Annotated in this window: 14 protein-coding genes and 1 tRNA gene; 5 read left to right on the top strand and 10 right to left on the bottom strand. The window is 66.6% G+C overall.

Features of this window, described 5'->3' with window-relative positions; translation table 11 throughout:
• Positions 1-59: 59 nt before the first annotated feature.
• On the bottom strand, positions 60-1,943 hold the full coding sequence (locus tag KME82_RS16420; RefSeq protein ID WP_215495007.1) for an ArnT family glycosyltransferase: 1,884 nt from the start codon (positions 1,941-1,943) through the stop codon (positions 60-62).
• Positions 1,944-2,278: 335 nt separating this feature from the next.
• Between KME82_RS16420 and KME82_RS16425 the strand changes: the two genes are divergently transcribed.
• Together KME82_RS16425 and KME82_RS16430 are read left to right on the top strand one after the other, a co-directional pair.
• Positions 2,279-3,265, top strand: a complete 987-nt coding sequence (locus KME82_RS16425; RefSeq protein WP_215495008.1) for an AAA family ATPase — start codon at positions 2,279-2,281, stop codon at positions 3,263-3,265.
• Between the two features lie 47 nt (positions 3,266-3,312).
• The gene (locus KME82_RS16430) at positions 3,313-4,281 is read left to right on the top strand and encodes a DUF58 domain-containing protein (protein ID WP_430538841.1); all 969 of its coding nucleotides are present in this window, start codon (positions 3,313-3,315) and stop codon (positions 4,279-4,281) included.
• Positions 4,282-4,303: 22 nt separating this feature from the next.
• On the opposite strand, the gene KME82_RS16435 is transcribed toward KME82_RS16430, so the two are convergent.
• Positions 4,304-4,864, bottom strand: a complete 561-nt coding sequence (locus tag KME82_RS16435; protein ID WP_215495009.1) for a hypothetical protein — start codon at positions 4,862-4,864, stop codon at positions 4,304-4,306.
• 125 nt (positions 4,865-4,989) lie between these two features.
• Positions 4,990-6,732 carry a M91 family zinc metallopeptidase gene (locus KME82_RS16440; protein ID WP_215495010.1) on the bottom strand — a complete coding sequence of 581 codons (1,743 nt, stop codon included), beginning with the start codon at positions 6,730-6,732 and terminating at the stop codon, positions 4,990-4,992.
• A 384-nt stretch (positions 6,733-7,116) separates the two neighbouring features.
• On the opposite strand from KME82_RS16440, the gene KME82_RS16445 reads away from it, so the two are divergent.
• Entirely contained in the window at positions 7,117-9,126 is a 2,010-nt protein-coding gene (locus KME82_RS16445) for a transglutaminase TgpA family protein (protein WP_215495011.1), read from the top strand.
• The gene (locus KME82_RS16450) at positions 9,123-9,608 is read left to right on the top strand and encodes a Slp family lipoprotein (RefSeq protein WP_056111507.1); all 486 of its coding nucleotides are present in this window, start codon (positions 9,123-9,125) and stop codon (positions 9,606-9,608) included. Before KME82_RS16445 ends, KME82_RS16450 begins: the two co-directional genes overlap by 4 nt.
• 471 nt (positions 9,609-10,079) lie before the next feature.
• Here KME82_RS16450 and KME82_RS16455 read toward each other — a convergent pair whose 3' ends face one another.
• The 5 genes from KME82_RS16455 to dnaX all read right to left on the bottom strand — a co-directional run bounded on the left by KME82_RS16455 (position 10,080) and on the right by dnaX (position 14,226).
• Positions 10,080-10,433, bottom strand: coding sequence for a histidine triad nucleotide-binding protein (locus KME82_RS16455; protein ID WP_215495012.1), 354 nt, complete (start codon positions 10,431-10,433; stop codon positions 10,080-10,082).
• 101 nt (positions 10,434-10,534) lie between these two features.
• On the bottom strand, positions 10,535-11,131 hold the full coding sequence (gene recR / locus KME82_RS16460; RefSeq protein WP_046657220.1) for a recombination mediator RecR: 597 nt from the start codon (positions 11,129-11,131) through the stop codon (positions 10,535-10,537).
• Positions 11,132-11,186: 55 nt separating this feature from the next.
• Positions 11,187-11,420, bottom strand: a complete 234-nt coding sequence (locus KME82_RS16465) for a hypothetical protein (protein WP_036112016.1) — start codon at positions 11,418-11,420, stop codon at positions 11,187-11,189.
• 37 nt (positions 11,421-11,457) lie between these two features.
• Positions 11,458-11,778 (bottom strand): YbaB/EbfC family nucleoid-associated protein, encoded by a 321-nt coding sequence (locus KME82_RS16470; RefSeq protein WP_036112019.1) that lies wholly within the window; start codon positions 11,776-11,778, stop codon positions 11,458-11,460.
• A gap of 138 nt (positions 11,779-11,916) precedes the next feature.
• A complete protein-coding gene (dnaX, locus tag KME82_RS16475) occupies positions 11,917-14,226 on the bottom strand; it encodes a DNA polymerase III subunit gamma/tau (protein ID WP_215495013.1) in 2,310 nt (769 codons plus the stop codon).
• A gap of 308 nt (positions 14,227-14,534) precedes the next feature.
• On the opposite strand from dnaX, the gene KME82_RS16480 reads away from it, so the two are divergent.
• Positions 14,535-14,627: transfer RNA gene (locus tag KME82_RS16480), tRNA-Ser, on the top strand.
• Between the two features lie 399 nt (positions 14,628-15,026).
• On the opposite strand, the gene KME82_RS16485 is transcribed toward KME82_RS16480, so the two are convergent.
• Both KME82_RS16485 and KME82_RS16490 read right to left on the bottom strand, forming a co-directional pair.
• Positions 15,027-15,497: a hypothetical protein gene (locus tag KME82_RS16485; RefSeq protein WP_215495014.1), complete on the bottom strand. Its 471-nt coding sequence runs from the start codon at positions 15,495-15,497 to the stop codon at positions 15,027-15,029.
• A 20-nt stretch (positions 15,498-15,517) separates the two neighbouring features.
• Positions 15,518-20,284, bottom strand: coding sequence for an RHS repeat-associated core domain-containing protein (locus tag KME82_RS16490; RefSeq protein WP_215495015.1), 4,767 nt, complete (start codon positions 20,282-20,284; stop codon positions 15,518-15,520).
• Positions 20,285-20,905: the final 621 nt, after the last annotated feature.

The following is a 20,905-nucleotide window of genomic DNA, read 5'->3' on the forward strand; positions in this document are numbered from 1 at the left end:
ACCGATAGCGCTTCGGGCGCTCGCGTGATCACCAACACACGACACGGCCGGCGGCGAAATCACCGCCGCCTGACCTCGATCGGCTGCTCCGCCCAATCCTCGACGCTGCCGTCGCGCCCATGCAGGCGCAGCCCCAGCCAATGCCGGCCCGGCGGTTCGGCATCGAGCGCGATCTTCGCGTTGAAACCGACCTTCGGATGCTGCGGATCGCTCGAATGCCGGCCGTCCGGCAAGGTCCAGTACTCGCGCACGCCCGGCCGCTCGCTGCCGTAGTCCGCCTGGGCGACGACACGGCCGTCGAGCATGATCTCGACCCGCGCCAGGCCGACGCCGTCCTTGAACGCCCAGCCACTGACCTCGAACGCGCGGCCGACCTTCGTACCGGCGACGGGCGCATCGATCCAGGCCATCGCCGGCGTGGTGCAGTCGCCCGCGCGCGGCGCGCCGTCGAAGGCGAACAAGGCGAAACGCTGACGGCCGTGATCGACGTTGAGGATCTGCGGCGGCGGCAACGGCCCGGCCATCGCGCACAAGGCGTGATAGCGCTGCAGCAGGTTCTTGTATTCGACTTCGGCCACGCCCACCACCAACAGCACCGGCGTATCGCCCCAGTCGCTGCGGCCGGCGCTTTGCAGGCCCCACAACTGCAACTGCGGCGCGCGGCCGTGCTTGTGGTTGATCGGATGATCGAGCACCGCGATGCGCGGATCGTCCAACGCGAAGCCCAGTTCGGCGCCGACTTTGAAGTTGTCGGCGACGATGCGCGTTCCCGGCGGCATCGCCCGCTGCTTTGCGCGCACCGCGCGCGCCAGTTCGTCCCAGCCGGCGAAATTGGACGGATACCACTTCTCGCCGGCGCTGTGCGCGCGCAAACCAGGAATCGACACGGCGACGTAATAGCCCAGCATCGCCAGCAAGGTCGCGCCGGCGCAGGCGACGGTGAGCACGCGCGCCCAACCCGGCCACGCCGCGAGCACGCCCGGCAGCAGCGGCAGCAAGGCGAGGAACCCCGGCAGCGGCCAATGGAAACTCACCCGCTCGGTGTCGGCGAAAAACCCCAGCACGAAGAACCCCAGCACGACCAGGCTGCCGAGCAAGGCGAAGTAACGCGTCACCGGCGATGCCGCGCGCGCGCCGCGCGCACCGGCGATGGCGAGCGCGAGCAACAACGCCGGCGTCACCAGCAGCGCCTGGATCGCGATGAACCACAGGCCGTCGACATGGAACGACCACGGATGCCGGTCGACCAGCTGGAAGCGCAGGCCCGCATCGGCGTTGTCCATGTTCCAGGCCACCAGCGGCGCCCACGCCGAGGCGCCGATCGCGACGGCGATGATCAGGCGCACGTCGCGCAGCGCGCGCCGGCCTTCGGGCAGCAACAGCAGCACCACGAAGCCGACCCCGATCACCGCGATGAAGCGGTAATGGCTCAACGCGCCCAGGGCCAGGCCGGCCGCGAGTTCGACCGCGGTGCGCGCATCGACCTCGCGCAACAGCCGCGCGCCCGCGTCCAGGCACAGCAAGGTCGCCAGCGCCATCATCGCGTCGGGCAAGGCGAGCACGCCCAAGGTGCCCGACAACGGCAGCAGCAGCGCGAAGCAACCGGCGATCCAGCCCTGGCGTTCGCCGAATTCGCGCGCGGTGATCCGCGCCAGCAGCCACGGCACCAGCGCGGCGATCAACACGAACGGCGCGCGCAGCGCCAGGGTGTGGTTGCCGCCGAGCTCCACGCCGATCCGCGCCAGCCATGCGGTCAGCCCGGGCAAGTCCGAGTACGCGGCGGCCGGATGCCGGCCTTCCTGCCAGTAGAAGGCTTCGTCGACGAACAACGGCAGTTTCGCGGCGAGCGCGAGCTTGAGCAGCAGCACCAGCGACCACAGGGTCCAGAACACGCGCCGAATGGGCAGATCGCGCAATGCGCCGGTTTCGTCCTTGTCCCGCATCGATACTCGACCTCGCTACACTTCGGATGGATGGACCGCGCCGCCACGGCAAGCACGGCCCACTGTGGATGCCGCGCGATGCACGCCCTGCGATGACGCAGCGCGCGGGCGAGGCGGCACGATCCGGGGAGCGCCGGGGCGGGCGCGTTTGTTGACGCTCGTCCCAGAAAGCCTGTCGTCCAATGCAGCCGACGCAAGCCGCAGGCGATCATGCCGCCCGCCTGCACCGCCGCACCGATCGCCACGGCACGCGTTACGCTCGACCCTACAGACTCAGGACTTACGCAACGATGACCGCAGCACCGACGAGCGCTCCACCGACTGCAGGTTCCGCAATGACAGGCGCCTCCGCCCCGGCAGCGACCCGCGCCGACAAGAGCGGCGCGGCGAGCAACGCCAGCATCCTACCCGATGCCCTGCGCGCGTCCCTCGAACAGGCACAGGCCCAGGTCAACGGCCTGGTACTCGGCAAAGCGCAGGCGGTGCGGCTGGCGTTCGTGGCCTTGTTGTCGGACGGGCATCTGCTGATCGAAGACCTGCCCGGCCTGGGCAAGACCACCCTCGCGCATGCGCTGGCCGCGGCGCTGGGCCTGGAATTCCAGCGCGTGCAGTTCACCTCCGACCTGTTGCCGGCCGACGTGGTCGGCGTGTCGGTGTTCGATCCGCAATCGCGCCAGTTCCAGTTCCACCCCGGCCCGGTGTTCACCCAGGTGCTGCTGGCCGACGAGATCAACCGCGCGCCGCCGCGCACCCAGAGCGCGTTGCTCGAAGCGATGGCCGAACACCAGGTCACCGTCGACGGCCGCACCCATCCCCTGCCCGACCCGTTCTTCGTGATCGCCACGCAGAACCCGGTGGACCTGTCGGGTACGTATCCCTTGCCCGATTCGCAGCTCGACCGCTTCCTGCTGCGGCTGCAACTGGGCTACCCCGACGAAGCGGCCGAACGCGACCTGCTGTCGGGCGCCGATCGCCGCGACCTGATCGCGCAGACCCGGCCGGTGCTGAGCAGCGAGGACGTCAACGCGATCCGCCGCGCGGTCGACGCGGTGTATGCCAGCGAACAACTGATCGCCTACGTGCAGGCGCTGCTCGCGCGCAGCCGCAAGCATCCGGGCGTGCGCGTAGGCCTGTCGCCGCGCGCCGGCCTGGCGCTGCTGCGCGCCTCGCGCGCGTATGCGCTGTTGCTCGGACGCGCGCATGTGGTGCCCGAAGACGTGCAGGCGCTGTTCGCCGCGGTCGCCTCGCATCGACTGGTCGCCGAAGCCGATGCCGGGCCGGATATCGCCAAGTCCATCCTCTACGCCGTGGCGGTGGATTGAAACCGGCCATGGCCGCCCCTTCGCCGCAGCCGCCGCGCGCGCCGTCGCTGCGAGCCCGTTACATGCAATTGCTGCGCAACCGGATGATGACGCTGACCCGGCCGCGCTCGCCCGAAGCGCTGCCGGCGCGTTTCGACCGCCGCCGCATCTACGTGCTGCCGACCGGTTTCGGCGCGTTCTATGCGGCGTTGCTGTCGGCGATGCTGCTGGGCGCGCTCAACTACAACAACAACCCGGCGTTCCTGCTCGCGCTGCTGCTGGCCGGCGCCGGCCTGGCCAGCCTGATCGCCGCGCAGTTGCAACTGGCCGGGCTGAGCATCGTCGCGATCGACGCCGAACCGGTCCCGGCCGGCACCGCGCTGCTGGTGCGCGTGCATGCGCGCGCCGCGCCCGACCGGATACGGCGCGGCCTGCGCGTGGATGCGCCCGGCGCGGCCGAATTGACCGGCGCGCGCCTGGACCTCGACCAGGGCGCGGGCGAAGCCGAACTGCGGGTGATCACCGAACATCGCGGCTGGCTCGACCTGCCGAAACTGCGCGTGTCCACCACCCGGCCGCTCGGCCTGGCGCGCGCCTGGTCGCACGTGTGGCCGCAGGCGCCGCTGCTGGTGTACCCCACGCCCGAAGCGCACGGTCCGCCGCTGCCGATCGGCGGCGGCGATCAGGCGGTGAGCCGGCTGCATCCGGCCGGCGACGACGTGCATCACCTGCGCGCCTACCGTCCCGGCGACGCGCGCCGCGCGATCGCCTGGAAGCATTCGGCGCGGCGCGACATGCTGCTGGTGCGCGAATACGAACAACCGGTCGGCGCCGACGTCGAGCTGGAGTGGCACCGGCTGGTCGGCCTGAACCAGGAAGCGCGGATCTCGCGGCTGGCGCGCTGGGTCGACGAAGCCGAGCGCGACGGCTGCCGCTATCGGCTGAGCCTGCCGAATCAGCCCTCGCTCGGACCGGGCGCCGGCGCGGCGCATCGGCATGCCTGTCTCAAGGCGCTGGCGTTGTTGCCGCCGGGCTGAGGCCGGCGACTGCGCGCGGCCCTTACGCCTGGAAACGATTCGCCGCCACGTCGAACCATGGCGTGCACAGCATCTGCTGTTTCCCGACCACCGCGAACGAGGCGCGCCACAACTGGCCCTGCGATGCAGTGTGCGGCTGGTCGAAGTCGGTTTCGTTGAAACGCATGACGCCCACGCACCAACGCAGGCGTTTGGGCGCGAGCGTGCCCTTGAGGGCGTACTCGAACCGCGCCGACACCTCCTTGCCCGGCTCGAGCCGCAGCGCGATCGGCGTGGGCGGAACGGTCGGCGACGGCCGACGCAGCGGCAGCACGCCGTGCATCAACTCGACGTCCTCGCCTTCGGTCTTTTCGGTCGGGATGCCGACCTCGCCGGCTTTCTGCCGTCCGGTATCGATCGCGTGGAAATTGCCCCGATCGAACACCGCCAGCGGCGCGTCGGCGGTATTGCGCAAGCGGTAGCTCACCGCCACGAGGCGCGCGGCGGGCTGATAGTCGAAGCGGACCTGCAACACGCTGCCTTGTTCGCCCTGCACGGTCGTCTGAGCTGCCGCTGCGTCCTGGATCGGGGGTGTGGAACTCATACTGCTCTCCGAATGCGTTTTCGACCGTTGCGTTTGCGCGCAGGCGGTGGCGATGCCCGCCGCCAGTACCGCGATCACTACTGATGCGCCGGCACGACAGGCCGGGCAGGCTTGGCGCGCGGGCTTCACCGCCGCGGCCCCATGGACAGCGGCGCTTCGCCCGGCGTGGCCATTTCCATCACCGGCCCAGGTTGCGCCTGCGCAAGTTGATCCACGGTCCTGATGGTTTCTTCGCGGAAGGACTGGCCGATTTCCGAGGATGCGACACGCTGGGTGGCCGCTCGCAGCGCCGCCGGATCGCCCGAGTCCAACGCCGCCAACAGACCGCTGACCCGGCTGTCGATCCCGGCGAACGCGGTGCCGCCAGCGGCCGGCAACCCGGTCGGCAGGTCGGCCCGCGCCATATCGCCGCTCCAGCCGCCGACGTTGTAGTTCGGACGCTGCGGCAAACCCATTTCCTCGCGCAGGCCGTTTTCGCTGAGCGCCTTGGGATTGGCGGTGGTCGCCGGGGTCGCCGGATCGCGATCGAAATCGAAGGCCGCGCCGCCGTTGTTGAGGCCGACCGCCTGCATCTCGTCGTTGTTGATGCCGTTGTCGGGGCCGGCGCCGGCATAGGTGCCGCGCTGCGCGGTGCCGTTGACGCCGTTGTAGGCGTGCGACAACTCGTGGAACAGCACCACCGGCGGGGCCGGAAACTGTTCACTGTGGTTGGACGGGTTGTAGCTGACGGTGGTGTTCTCGCCGCCGCCGGCCACGGTGGCGCCGCCGGGTCCGGGTCGCAGATAGGTCGGCGGCGTCACCGGGCCGGCCGAGCCGTTGTATTCGTTCTGCAGCTCGGTGATGGTCGTGCTCTTGCCGGTGCCGGTGACCGGATCGGCGGCGCGGTCGAGTTCGCCCAGCATCTGCCGGCCGTTGGGCGAAGAACGCAGCATCTCGATGTCGGCTTCGGTGCGTTGGGTAAACCCCGCCGAGCCGTTGACCGTGACGCTGGCGCCGATCGCGGCGGTCATGTCGACCTCGACCACGCGGTTGGAAGCGCCGCGCGCGACAGTGATGTTGTCGCTGCCCGACTGGCCGTAGATCGCGTCGTTGCCGGAACGGTTGTCGACCCGGTCCGCGCCCGCGCCGGTGTAGACGCGGTCGTTGCCGCGCCCGCCGACGAGGTTGTCGTCGCCCAGGCCGCCGGACAGCACGTCGTCGCCGCGGCCGCCGTCGATGCGGTCGTTGCCCTTGCCGCCTTCGATGTAGTCGCGGCCGTCGCCGCCGAGCAGCCGGTCGTTGCCGTCGCCGCCGTAGACCACATCGTTGCCGCGACCGGCGTCGATGGTGTCGTTGCCGGTATTGCCGAACACGTCGTCGCGGCCGTCGCCGCTGCGGATGGTGTCGTTGCCCGCGCCGCCGTCGATGCGGTCGCGGCCTGCGCCGGTGGTGATGGTGTCGTTGCCGGCGCCGCCGTCGACATCCATGTTCACGCTGACCCGCGGCCGGGTCATGACGACATCGTTGCCGTCGCCCGTGCGCAGGCCCAGTTCCTGCCCGGGCGCGAGGGTGATCTCGTATCGGCTGCCGTTGATGTTCACGTCGAGCACGCCGTTGCGGCGCTGATCGACATTGACCCGATCATCGCCGGCGCCGGTGCTGATCACCACCTTGTCGCCGAATTGATCGCCGCCGATGACCTGCTCGCGGGTGATGACGACATCGCCGCGGCGGAACAATTCCTGCGATACGGTCGGCTTGCCGTCGGCGGTCGTGCCGTTGACCGCCGCCGGACCGCCGGCGGGGACGGTGCTGCCATGCACGATCGTGGGCGGTGGCGTGCCGGTCGCGGCGCGGGTCGAAGAATCGGTATCGGGTTCGCTGGCCATTACCACTCCCTGTGTCCGGCGCCGCGTCGTCGTCTTCGACCGTGCGTGTACGCCTGCGACTGCCTTGTTGCGGACGATGCCCTGAAGCTGGCCCGGCCATGGGAACACGTTTGCGGCGCCAGCGACAAGGCAGCGCCGGCCGCGGCCATGTCAGGACACGGCGCGCGTCACTGTGCCGGCGCGCGCCGGGCTGCTCTACTATCGGCCGGTTGAGTGGGTCGATTTGAAATCGAAGCGGTTCAAGACCGGCCGGTTTCAAGACAAGCCCGTTTAAGATCGGTCCGCCGCGACGCAGCCAACGTCGATGCTTCCGTCCCCGCGTCGCCGCTGCATTGCGCGCAGCGACATCCATCGCAGTGAAACCCAGCAGGAACCGATTCGGCCGTGACCGAGCGCGCACCCTCCCCGCCCGCACTGGAACCGACCTCGCGCCGCTGGGCGCTGCTGGCCGGCGCGAGCTGCCTGTTGCCGCTGCTGTTGCAATTGCCGCTGCAGATCGCCCTGACCATCGCCGGTGCCGGCATCGGCGTGGGCGTGCTGTCGTGGCGCCGGCCGTTGCCGGCGTTGCTGCGCCTGATCATGGTGCTGGCGCTGGTCGGCACCGTGCTGGTGCTGACCCGCTTCGCCCTCGGCCGCGACACCGGCTGCGCGCTGCTCGCGGCGATGTTCGCGCTCAAGCCGTCGGAAACCTACACCCTGCGCGACGCGCGCAGCCTGATCGGCTTCGCCCTGTTCGGCCCGTTCGCGACCTTCCTGCTCGACCAGGGGCCACTGTCGCTGATCCTCGGCCTGGCCGCGGCCTTGTTCGCGCTGGCGACCTTGCAACGTCTGGCCGAAGTCGAAGCACGCCCGGAACCGGGCCGCGCGGTCGAACCGACGTTGACGCCGTGGCAACGCCTGGGCGCGATCAGCCGCCTGGTCGCGATCGGCCTGCCGCTGGCGCTGGCGGTGTTCTGGCTGTTCCCGCGCCTGGGTTCGCCGTTGTGGGGCGTGCCCGAACGCGCGCTCGCGCGGCCCGGGCTGTCGGACAAGATGGCGCCGGGCGAGATGGTCGATCTGATGAACGACGAGACCGTCACCCTGCGCGCGCATTTCCGCGGCGCCACCCCGCCGACCTCGCAGATGTACTGGCGCGGTCCGGTGCTGTGGAATTTCGACGGCCGCCAATGGACCCAGCCGCGCTGGTTCCGCGGCCTGCCGCCGGCGCCGGTGCGCTCGACCCGGGTGCTGTGGGATTACGACCTGGAAGTCGAGGCCACCGACACCCGCCAGTTCGTCGCCCTCGACCTGCCGCTGGCGGCGCCGCCGAATTCGCGACTGTCGCTCGACCACGGCATCTACGCCGAGCAGACGCTGAGCTCGCTCAGCCGCTGGCATCTGCAGTCCTCGCCGCCGGCCAACTACGAACCCGAACTGCGCGAAACCATGCGCCGCGCCGCGCTCGCCCTGCCCCAGGGCTACAACCCGCGCACCCTCGCGCTGGCGCAGCGCTGGCGCCGCGAACTGGGCGGCAACGACGCGGCCATCGTCGAGCGCGCGATGTCGATGATCCACCGCGAGTTCGCCTACACCCTGACCACGCCGCTGCTCGGCCGGCATTCGGTCGACGAGTTCCTGTTCGACCAGAAGGCCGGGTTCTGCGAACACTTCAGCTCCTCGTTCGTGGTGCTGATGCGTTCGGCCGGCATCCCCGCGCGCGTGGTCACCGGGTACGCCGGCGGTTACTACAACCGCATCGGCGACTACTGGCTGGTGCGCCGCTCCGACGCGCACGCCTGGGCCGAGGTCTGGTTGCCGGGACGCGGCTGGGTGCGGGTCGATCCGACCGCCGCGGTCGCGCCCGAACGCATCTACGACACCCTGGCCGATCGCGCGCCCGGCGCCAACGGCCTGTTCGGCTCGATCGGCGCGGTCACGCCGCTGTTCAATCTCAGCGACTGGATGCGCCGCGGCTGGAACGACTTCGTGCTCGGCTTCGACGCCAACCGCCAGCAACGGCTGCTGCAGCCGTTCGGCGTGGATCGCCTCGACAGCACCCGGCTGATTGTGCTGTTCGTGCTGTTTGCGAGCGTCGCCGGGCTGTGGATGATCTGGCTCAGCAGCCGCGGCGAGCGCGAGCGCGACCCGGTGCTGCGCGCCTGGCACGCCCTGGGCCGGCGCTACCGGCGCCTGGGCCTGGCGCGCGAACCGCACGAGCCGGCGCTGGCCTGGGCTGAACGTGTCGGAAAGGAGCGGCCGGATTTGGCGATCGGCCTGCTCCAACTTAGCCAACACTTCAGCGATTGGCGGTACGCTGGCGGCCAAGCCGGGCGACGCGAGGCCCGAGAACTGCGCAACGAACTGGTCCGGGCGCTACGCGTACACCGTCCTGGCCGCACTGGAGAACGTCGATGAAGCTCCGTCTTGCCTTGTTAGCCGCCAGCGTCGCGCTGCTCAGCGCCTGCGTGAGCGCACCCAAACCGCTGCAGGGCGCGTTCACCGCCCTGACCCCGGCCGACGCCGCCGCCAACGACAGCACCGGCGCGGTCGTGCGCTGGGGCGGCCGCATCGTCTCGGTCGAACCGCAGGCCAACCGCACCTGTTTCGAAATGATCTCGACCCGCCTGACCGACACCGGCCGTCCGTACTGGGCGACCGACGACACCGGCGGCCGCTTCCTGGCCTGCCGCACCGGGTTCTACGATCCGGCGCTGTTCGAGACCAACCGCGAAGTGACCTTCACCGGCCGCGTCTCGGGCTACGAAACGCGGCGCATCGGCCAGTACGACTACCGCTTCCCGCAGCTCGACGCCGACGTGGTCTATCTGTGGCCGGTGCGGCAACAGGTCGACGTTATCGAACGTCCGGCGCCGTGGCCGTGGTGGGGCTGGTGGTGAATCGGTCGCGATGAATCATCGCGAATCGTGATGCGGACCGAAGGCGCGAAAGCGCCTTCGGTCGTTTTGGGGCTTGAGGCCAGTGGACATTGCCCCCTTTTTGCACATTGCCCCCTTTGAAAAAGGGGGCTGGCGCCTGCGATGCATGACGTCGATGCAATGACTCAATGCGCCGGGGGATTTGCGTTTTGTTCGAGTGATTCGGTTGTCGGGGCTAAAAGCAAATCCCCCCTGCCCCCCTTTTTCAAAGGGGGGAACAGCAACGGCAAAAGCACGGTGGCGAGAGGTAACGACAAGCGCTAAATGCGGGTGGAACTCGTCGCCCTATAAAGATCGCTGCCGCTGAACATCGCCCCCTTTGCAAAAGGGGGCTGGCGCCTGCGATACATGAAGCCGTTGCGATGCTTCAATGCGCCGGGGGATTTGCTTTGTGTCGCGAGCGCTCACCGAATCGGCGAGCGCTGACACCCTTCAATGCGGCGTACCGAACCGCCCCAGATGCGCGCCCGCCAGCAGATGCAGATGCAACTGGAACACCGTCTGCCCGCCGTGCTCGTTGCAGTTCATCACCAACCGATAGCCGTCCTGCGCGAACCCTTCGCGCTGCGCGTAAGCAGCCGCGGCATGCGCCAGCTTGCCGACGATCGCGGCCTGCTCGGCCTGCAGATCGTTGAGCGTGGCGATCGGCGTCTTGGGCACGAACAGCACATGCACCGGCGCCTGCGGCGCGATATCGCGGAACGCGATCAGCTCGTCGTCCTCGTACACGATGTCGGCGGGCAGTTCGCGACGGATGATCTTGCCGAAGATGGTGGAGTCGGTCATAGGGGGCCGGGAATCGGGAATGGAGAATAGGGAATCGTAACGGTACAGCGTAACCGGCACGCTTTTCGCTCTACCGATTCTCTATTCCCGATTCCCGGCTCTCACCCCATCTCGCTGCGACTGCCGAACGCATGCGACAGCGTGCCGCGATCGACGTATTCGAGCTCGCCGCCCAGCGGCACGCCATGCGCGAGCCGGCTCGGGCGCACCTGGTGCTGGCGCGCGAGCTGGGCCAGGTAATGCGCGGTGGCCTCGCCTTCGACGGTGGGATTGGTCGCGACGATCAGTTCCTGCACCTCGCCCTCGGCCAGGCGCGCGGCCAGGCGATCCAGGCCCAGTTCGCGCGGGCCGATGCCGTCGAGCGGGCTCAAGCGGCCCTGCAGGATGAAATACAGCCCGCGGTAACCGGTCGCCTGTTCGATCGCCAGGCGGTCGGCCGGCGATTCCACCGCGCACAGCAGATGCGCGTCGCGCGAACCGCTGGCGCAGGTCGCGCAGACTTCGGTTTCGCTGAAGTCGCGGCAGCGCACGCAATGGCCGATCTTCTCGATCGCCTCGGCCAGGGCGTTGGACAGGCGCTGGCCGCCCGCGCGCTCGCGTTCGAGCACGTGGTAGGCCATGCGCTGGGCCGATTTCTGGCCGACGCCCGGCAACACCCGGAACGCGTCGATCAGTTGTTCGAGCAGCGCGCTGCTCATGCGCCGGCCCGGCGCATGAATCGACGACGAAGCGCGACGGCCGGCACGACGACATTCACTCCGACGGAGTGAAGTTGCTGCGCGCGACCGGCTCGCGGTTCATCGCGCGCACCACGTTGAGGCAGACGATCGCGCCGAGCAGCGGCAGCAGCCAGACGAAGGCCGACTGCACCGCTTTCTGCGCGCCGGTCAGGTCCGGCTCGCGCCAGATCGCCCAGGTCGTGTAGACGTCCAGGCCCAGCAGGATCGCCGCGATCAGCGCAGCGGTGAGGCCGATATGAAAACCCATGTGATGCGTTCCGTGGTGGCGTGGTCAGGCGACGTGATCAGAACGGCAGCTTCATGCCCGGCGGCATCGGCATGCCGGCGGTGGCGGCCGACATGCGGGTCTGCGATTCGGCGTTGATCTTGTTGACCGCATCGTTGAACGCCGCGGCGACCAGGTCCTCGGCCATTTCCGCATCGCTGATCACCGACGGATCGATGCGCACCTTGCGGCATTCCATGCGCCCGGTCAGGGTCACGGTGACCATGCCGGCGCCGGCGCTGCCGGTGACTTCGATCTTGGCCAGTTCTTCCTGGGCGCGCTGCACGTTTTCCTGCATCTTCTGCGCTTGTTGCATGAGTTGGGCGATGTTGCCGCGCATGGTGTCCTGCCTGTCGTGAGTTGTCTGGTCGGGTGCGATGGCCGCGAGGATGGCGCGGCCACACGTCATCGGTATGAATACCGATCCTGTCTTGGGCCGCAAGCGGCCCGGCGCAAGGGGCGCGGCGGTCGCGCGGCCTCAGGCGTCGTCGAACGGCCGGATCGAGTCGGCCACGACCTTGGCGCCGTGATCCTCGATCAACCGGCGCACGTCGGGATCGTTCATGAACATGTCCTCGGCCGCCGCCTGGCGCTGGTCGCGCGCGCGCTGGTTGCGCGCGTGCAGCGATTCGCCGGACTTGACGGTTTCGAAGCGGATCTGCGGCGCCACGCCCAGGCGCGTGGCCAGCGCATCGGCGACCCGCTGGATCAGGGCCGGCGCGCGCAGATGGTCGTCGTCGGGGCTGAGCGACAGGTTCAGCACGCCGTCGGCGTAGCCGATGAAGCCGGCGTGTTCGGCCAGGATCCGGGCCGGGCCGCGCAGGCCGCTGGCGTCGACGATGGCGTGCCAGGCGTCGTCGTCGGCGATGCCCGCGGCCGACGAACCCGCCGACGCGGCGCGCGCGGGCATGGTGATCGGCTCGGAGACCGGCGCCGAAACGGCCGGGGCCGCGGACGGCGCGGCGAATATGTCGTCGCGCGGCGGTTGCTGGCGGATGGCTTCGGGCGCCGCGGCGCCGCGTTGCGGTTCGCTGGGCATTAGCGGCTGCACCGGTGCCGCGTGCGCGGGCATCAGGTCATGAGCGGGCTCGCGCGTCGGCTCGGATCGGGTTTCGACCGGGGCCGGTTCGGCCTTCGCTTCGACCCGTGGTTCGGGCTTGGCCTCGACCGCTGCCGTGGCGACCCGCGCCGGCGGCTTGTCGTGCAGGGGTTCGTCTTCCGGCCATAGCGGCTCGTCGCGCACGGCGATGAAAGTGTCCGCAGGCCTGGGCTCGCTGACCCGCATCGACAGCGTAGGCTCGCTGGCCGGAAAAGCCGGCGCAGTGCGCGGCGCAGCCGGCTCGCTACGCGACGGCGCCAGCGTTGCGGGTGCCACGGACACCGGCGGCGCGACGCGCGCAGGCGCCTGCTCGGGCAGCGCCCACGGCGGCCGATCGTCGGCCTGTTCGCGCGAAGACATCGCCTCGCGCGACGGCGCAGTGTCGCGAGCCGGATTGTGTATCGGCGCGGCCGGTTTCGATGCAGCTTGGGCCGGCGCGCTCTGGACCGATGCGCTCTGCGCCGGCGCAGCCTCGCGGCCCGGCGTCCCCATCTCGCGGATCGCCGCCGCAGCCTGCGCAGCGGCGTTGGCCGACCGCACCGGTTCGCTGCGACCGCCCGACGACGGGCCGGGGCCGGGCGAAGCAGGTTCGCCCGCCGCGCTCGGCCGGAACGCGAGCATGCGCAGCACGCTCATTTCGAACCCCGCGCGCGGGCTCGGCGCCAGCGGCAGGTCGCGACGGCCGTTGACGCTCATCTGGTACCACAGCTGCACCAGCTCGGGCCGCAACTGCGCGGCCAGATGATCGACATCGACCCCGTCGGCCTCGACCAAGGCCTCGGGCACCAGCTGCCGCACCTGGATCCGGTGCAAAGCGTCGCCCAGAGCTTCGAGCACGCTGCCCCAGTCCGGCGAGAATTCGGCCAGCGTCGCGACCTCATCGAGCAGGCGCTGGCCTTCACCGTCGGCCAGCGCCGACAGCACCGCGCCGACCCGGGTGCGGTCGACCGAGCCCAGCATCGCCGCGACCGCCGTGCCTTCCAGCGGCGCATCGCCACCGGCGCCGGCGTAGGCGATCGCCTGATCGAGCAGCGACAGGCCGTCGCGCAGGCTGCCGTCGGCGGCCTTGGCCAGCTGGCGGATCGCCGATTCGTCCACGCCGATGCCCTCGGCGGCGAGGATGCGGGTCATCTGCCCGCTGATCTGCTGCTCGTCCAGGCGCTTGAGGTTGAACTGCAGGCAGCGCGACAGCACCGTCACCGGCAGTTTCTGCGGGTCGGTGGTGGCGAGCAGGAATTTGACGTGCCCCGGCGGCTCCTCCAGCGTCTTGAGCAGCGCGTTGAACGCCGACTTCGACAGCATGTGGACTTCGTCGATCAGATAGACCTTGACCCGTCCGCGGCTGGGCATGTACTGGGCGTTGTCGATCACCTCGCGCACGTCGTCCACGCCGGTGTTGCTGGCGGCGTCGATCTCGAGCAGGTCGATGTAGCGGCCGGCGTCGATGTCCAGGCAGGCGCTGCACTGCCCGCACGGATCGGCTGAGGTGCCGTGCTCGCAGTTCAGCGACTTGGCGAAGATGCGCGCGATCGTGGTCTTGCCGACGCCGCGCGTACCGGTGAACAGGAAGGCGTGGTGGACGCGGCCGGTGCCGAGCGCATTGGTCAGCGCGCGTACCACGTGCTCCTGCCCGACCAGTTCGGCGAAACGCTTGGGGCGCCATTTGCGGGCGAGGACGAGATAGGACATCGGATCCTTGAAAACGTTGAGCAGGCGGGGCGGAAGAGCGACGGCTGGGGCGTGCGACAGCCCGGCGGCGGGCGTCCGGACCGCCCGGATACCCTCGCCGGCGACCGTCGCGGCCGCCGCGACACGGGTCCCCCGACGCACACCGCCGGCGGACCCAAACGCACCCGTGCATTGTGCCACGCCCCACCCTCGCGCCCGAGCACCGCCCCCGCTCCCGGCGCCCGACCCACGCCGTGGCTTGTTACTGCGGCCGCTCGCCGCTAGAATCCCCGGCTCTGCACGGCCCGCGCAAGCGGCCGGACAGGTCCGGAGAGGTGTCCGAGTGGTTGAAGGAGCACGCCTGGAAAGTGTGTAAGCGTCTAAACCGCGCTTCGGGGGTTCGAATCCCCCTCTCTCCGCCAGATTACGAAACAAGCCCCTGATGATCTCAGGGGCTTGTTTTGTTTTGGGCACGTCAAATAGATCGACGCCACTCACGATGTCGACGACGGCCGGTCATCGCGAACTACATCTGTTAAGCATCATGTTCGTGATGTCGATCCCTCCATCTCGGTTGCGATGAGTACCCTCGCGTTGCCCACAGATGATTGCTGCCATCGGGATCGGAAATTGCGCCCGTAAAAATTGATCGTCGACATGAGGAATAATTTCGACTATCACCACCTAAAAAAACCAATGCCGGCGCAGAAGAGAAATGGCCCAAGAATGGGCCATTTCTCCGGTCATGTCGGCGCCGGACAACTCGGAAGTTTCGTTAGCCAGATCGCAGCCACCGGAATGCCGGGCGATTCAGGCTAGTGCTACATAACACCAGAGCATCCGCCGTACAATTTTTTGATGTCGGCATCTAGCCTGACGATGAAAGCCGCCTTCAAAGGCTTGCCACATCCACCCATCTGAGTGTGCAGAATCAACAACTCTCCGGCCTTGAAGTAAGCAGTGTAAGCCCCCCGACCTTCGTTAGATGGCCCACGCACAAGGTAATAGCGCTCCCCTAAAGATAGCCGTGAAGCCGCGACAGGGAAGCTTTTCTGAAGATCTTCCTTGGATAGCAAAACAAACTGTCTGGAATCGAGCTGAGCCAACGCTTTGTCTATCTCGCCATCTTTTACTTGGATGTATCTTTCAACTGGAAGTTTATTCTTCGTAGACGGAGCGAATTCAACTGCCCCCTGAACCCAAACCTCCGCAGTCGCGGGCATTGGATCAACAGGTGACGCGCTTGCGCATGCCGATAGAAACAGCAGAGAAACTGTCGTGATTATTTTCATGGCCGCCACTGTTATGATTGTCATTTCTGCCAAAACCACTTTTTCTTTTTACATCCCAAAGCACTGATGATCGCATCCCTTGTGCGCTGATCCACTACTCCGAAGCCATCAGCCATGATGGTCCCCTCCCAGCCCGGTTCCGGGACGCTCTTTCTCGGGTTTGTAGATGTAATGTTGTACATGTCGTCCCTGCCGTCAAACTTGAATTTCATTAGATGGCCGGCCTCATGAGACGCGACCCAAGGGTCGGAGCCCGCGTACCAAGTGCCACGACTGTGACCCACCACATTGGAAGTGCCTTGCCCTAAGGGAACGTCGATCACATTCGGGTATTGACCGTCGCGAATGACTTTTACCGTAAACCCTGGTGATGTCCAGTTGGATTCAATAGCCAGGATCATGTCATCGACAACATCGGGTAGCGTAGATCCGGGGCCCTCGAACCTGATCGGAATTTCGATCTCGACCCCGCTATCCGTGCATTTGCATTTTGCTATTAATCCTATAGGGTCAAAGTGGAGCAGCGGCGACGAGTTTACGTAAGCAAAAGTGGATGCGCCGCCAACAAGCCCGATGGGATCGCTCTGCAGATATCTACCTACTGAGTAGTCATAATCTCGGAACAAGTTGTAGTTCGTTGCAGTAGCTCCATCGTACCGTTGCCCCGGAAACCTCATGTTGAATACGAACGCTGTTCCATCCATATCCGGGTCCTGATTCGGCGGGCTGTTGCCAAACACTTCGCTCTTGGCGTCCCACGTCCAAACAGCAACATTACGAGCCGGATCGATGACAGCCCGCGGCGTGCCCAAATGATCCGGCTGTACATAAGCCAGCGTCTGAGCTGCGCCAGCTCCAACCACCAAACCCACCGGCGCGCTGCCGAACCAAATGGCCTGCTGCTTGGCCGCACCTGTGGTGTCGTAGTCGCCAATCCAGTTGCCGGTCTCATCGTACAAGGTGTAAGTATCGATGGTGCTTGTCGTGGTGCCGGTCGTGGCGACGCGCTCGCCGCGGGTGTTGTAGCGATAGCTCGCCCTGATGACAGCGGCCTGCTTGAACTGGCGCAATCGGTCGTTGGGGCTGTAAACAAACTCCTTTGCAGTGCCGCCAATGCTGGTGGTGTTACCCGCCGCGTCGTAGCCGCGCGCCACGCCGGCCACGTCGGTCAAACGATGGGTTCCGGCGCTGTTGTACCCGTAGGCTTGCAGGCCACCACCATCCGTCAAGCCCTTTCGATTGCCGGTCTTGTCGTAGGTGTAGGTTTCCAACGGGTTGGCATTGGGGTCTTGAGTGACGGTCAACCGGCCCAGCGTGTCGTAGGCGTACTTCGCCTGAAAAGCGCTTTGTAGACCGTCCTTCAGCTCCGTCAACTCGCCAACGCTGTTGTAGCCATAGCCGAGCGACAAGCCGCCACTGGCGCTGTCCAGAATGGTCCTGGGGCGATAGTCCAGATCGTACGTGCGGACCAGCGTCCGGCCATTGCCGTAGGTCCACCCTTTCACCGGACCAAACGGCTCGTAGGCCGCGTTGTTCAGCAACACCGTGCGGCTGCCACCATTCGGACGAACGCCGACTTCCGTGATTCGCGCTTGCGAATCGCGGACGTAGTCCACGGTGGTGCCATCGGGATAGGTCAGGGTGTCGAGGTTTCCCGCAAGGGTGTAGGTATAGCTCAGGGTGAAGCTCTTGCCCGCGACGATCTGCACCTTGCGAACGACCTGACCGAAACGGTCGTAGCAGTACTTCAGCTCATTGCCTTCGGTCCTTGTCGCCGTGAGGCCGCCCGTCGCAAAGCTCTGGCCGGCGGTGCATTCGGTGTTGACGGTGTCGTAATCGTACTCAACATCCGCCGGACCCGCAGCCGTGTAGAAAACCGCCTTCGGCCGACCAAGCACATCGTAGGTGTAGCGATGCGCCACGGCGTCGTTGGCATCCTTCTTGGTCGCCAACAGACCCGCGCTGTTGTAGGTGTAATCGGTAACCCCAGTGTCCGGACTGGTCAGCTTGGTACGGTCCCCAAAGCCGTTATAGGCGTAGGTCGTATTCAGCGCATTGGGATCGGTGACTTGGGTGATCTGATCGAACGCGTTGTACTTGAACTTGGTTTCGGCTGCCAAGCCGCCAGCCCCGGCATCCTGCACGCTGATGCTCAAGCGGTTGAGGGGGTCAACGGCCCGGGTGCTGCTGCGCAGCAGGGCGTCGGTGACCTGGTCGGGGTTGCCATTGGCGTCGTAGTGGAAGCCGGTGGCGTTCTGCGATGCATCCTTGAGCGCCTCCAACTGCCCCAGCGTATTGAACACGCGCGACAAGGTTTGCCGAAGTGTTCCGCCTGCGGTCTTGGTGTCTTCCTGCTTGCGATTGCCGGCCAGGTCGAGCGTGTAATGGATCGTATTGCCCGCGTTGTCCAGGACATCGGTCAGGCGATGGGCTGCATCATAGGTGTAGCGGGTGAAGACGCCGTCGGGCAGGGTCACCTTCTTGACCAAGCCCGTGGGCTCGTGCTCGATGCGGGTGATGCGGTCGTCGGTCTCCGCCGCATTGTTGGCCCCACGCACCTTCGTGGCCGTTAGCCAGCCGCGCGCGTTGTACTCGTAGTCGGTGACCACGCCATTGGGATCGAGCACGGACAACGGTCGGCCTTGCGGATCGTAGCCCAGCACCTCGGTTGCACGACCAAGCGCATCGATGGTCTTGCGCACGTCACCCTTTCGGTACGTGCACAGTTCCGGCGTGGTTGCACAGGTGCTGTCGTCGCTGCCGAAATACTCAAACGTCGTGATGTCGCTGACATCGGTTCGCGGACCGTCCACCGACTCCAGCAGACCCTGCGTCGGGCAGGTGCTGTTGGGTGCCGACACATCCCCAGATTCACAGTAGGCGAAGGTGGTGGTGCGGACATCGTTGGTGGTGGTGTCGCGCACGGCCACGGTGACCGGCTGCAGCCGAGCGTTGCGGGTGATGCGGGTTTCACGGTTCCCAACCACCGTCATCAGCACGCGATTGCTGGCGATATCGGTACGCACCTGACTGGTGCGCTCCTCATCCAGCCCCACCGCTTCTGTGACCGCGTGGGTGCGCGTCGGCTGGCCCGTCACGGCGTCATTCGCTTCGGTGTAGCTGTGATTGGTGTTTACATTGCGCCGATCCTCGACCGTGCTCAAGCGACGCCGGAAATCAGAGCCCGCGTCCAGATACGTGCGGGTGACGCTTCCGCGCGTGTCGGTGAACGTGGTGGGCTTGCGCGACAGGCCGTCGTTTCCAGCCGGCAACACGCCGTACGTGGTGGCCTGACCGAGCGCGTCGGTCACGATCGAACCGCCCGCGGAGGGGTAGGTCAAGGTCACGGCGTCCGCGCCGCCCGCATGGGTGCTCGACACCACTCGCGCCTTGTCGTCGTAGGCGAAGCTGCTGTAGCGCTGCCCATCCTCGCGGGTCACGCCGGTCAGAAAGCGCGGAAAACGCGTGTCCTCGTAATGGTAGGTGCGGGTTCCGCCGCCTGCGTAGGTAACAGTTTCGACTTGTCCACCGGCGGTGTAGGTGTAGCTGGCGAGCGCAACACCAGCAGAGCGGATCGCCACGATGGGCGCGTTGTCCCCCACGGCGCTGTACTCGAACCCCAAGCTTCGACCGCTGCTGTGGGTGATCGTCGTCAAGCGCCGCGACGCGTCGTATGTGTAGCCCAACGAGGTGCCATCTTCGAACCGCTGCTCAGTCAGGCGTCCGTTGGCGTTGAAGCGCAGCACCCGATCCGGCCGATACAGCAGCCAGTCCGCGCCGTCGGCAACAACCCGGTCACCGCTGCCGTCGTCGGCCTCGTACGCCGAACCAATAGCAGTGAACGAGACCTGCGAGCCATCGGCTTCGATCAACCCCATTTGCAGGGTTTGGTTCGGGTCCATGGGGTCGGTGCCCATGGCCAACTGGATGTTGTGCGAATGGGTCCAGCCGTCGCCGAAACCGCTTCGTGCCGCCGAAGCCATCGAGTGGTAGTGCCGGTCGAACGCGATCCAGCCTAAATCGAAATCGGGTGCCGGCTCGGACTTGTCGCCGGTGGTAGGGTCGCACGGATTGCCGACCGGGCACTCGTTCTTGGGCAGTGGCGCGGTTTCATAAGTGATCTGGAACGGCGGCCCGCCGCAAGCTTGCAGATCCGCTCGCCAGGACAGCAAGGCGTCGTTCGGACAGGCGACATCACGCTCACGCCTCAAGGAACCGCTGAGGTTGACGGTGTCGCACTGGCTTCCGGTCCATGCCGACCGCGTGCCGGTGTAGTCGCCAAATCCTAGGGTAGCGGTCTGATCGTCATCCCATAGAACGTCCTCGCTCCAATCCGGAGCGATTTCGATCGTAGTGGCGGCCGCACATCCCTCGTTAACGCTCTCTTGATTGAAACGCTGGATGAGTTGCGCCTTGAGCGCCTCGATCGAGCCGACCTCGGGGCCAGCAGAACTGCTGGTTTCGCTGTATCGCCATGCCTCGATTATCGGCGGCAGCGGCTCGAAATCGTAGTTGTAGACAGCCTTGTTCCCGAAGACGACGTTGCCGGTGACGAGTAACTTGGACGCCGACCCACCAGGAAAGTTGGAGAGGAAGTTCTTGATTTCTTGCTGGATGCCCGCCTCGGTAAGCTGAGGCTGTGCCGGAATGGCGTTGCTGATCCAGAGTTTTCCGGCCTCTTGGGCCTGGGCGCTTGTGCAAAGCGCCGCGCCGATTGAAAGGGCCAGCACGGCTCCGAGGGGGTGCCTGTCGAGCCCGGCAGATGGAACTCCATTTCTTCTAGACATCGTCGATCTCCTTGGGGGGCAATCAGGTGCCCGTCGACAGAAGCCGCCGCGGCCGTCATGGCGTGCGGAGACGTCCGTTTCCTATGAAACATCTGCATCTTTCGTGGAGAAGTTGCCGGCACGTCCTTTGCGGCTTGAGGGAGTCAATCCTGAGCGTCCAGCATCTCAGCGTCGGCGACAGCGAACAGCGAACAGCGAACAGCGAACAGCGACATGTTCATTGGAGAGCATGCCAACTGGCAACAATTACTGGCTAAAACTGTGCGCCCAAATAGAACCATGAAGAGCGCCCTACGGTCGAGCCCCTCGCTTGCCTGGAGCCAGGATAGGGGTGCGAGTGTTCTTATTTATTACCACTGCGGTTCGTTGGGTCACGACCAGGCGCCAGGCCCAGGCTGGGCAAGCAAGCGGCACTACCTTTAATTGGAACTGTGAAGCGGTGCCGCTATTCCAGGTTGAGAACTATGGCCGAAGTGTCGACTACCGAGGTACCTGGGAGGATCCGGTTCGCCAGGATTTGCCCCCTGAAACCAAGGGCGCCACAGCGCCCCCCAAAAAACAGCAACTCCCAGCCTCGGGCTTTTGATTGCGAGTAAAAAGCGCCGAGGCCATGGCGGATGG

The sequence above is a fragment of the Lysobacter capsici genome, from assembly GCF_018732085.1.
Taxonomy (GTDB): Bacteria; Pseudomonadota; Gammaproteobacteria; order Xanthomonadales; family Xanthomonadaceae; genus Lysobacter; species Lysobacter capsici_A.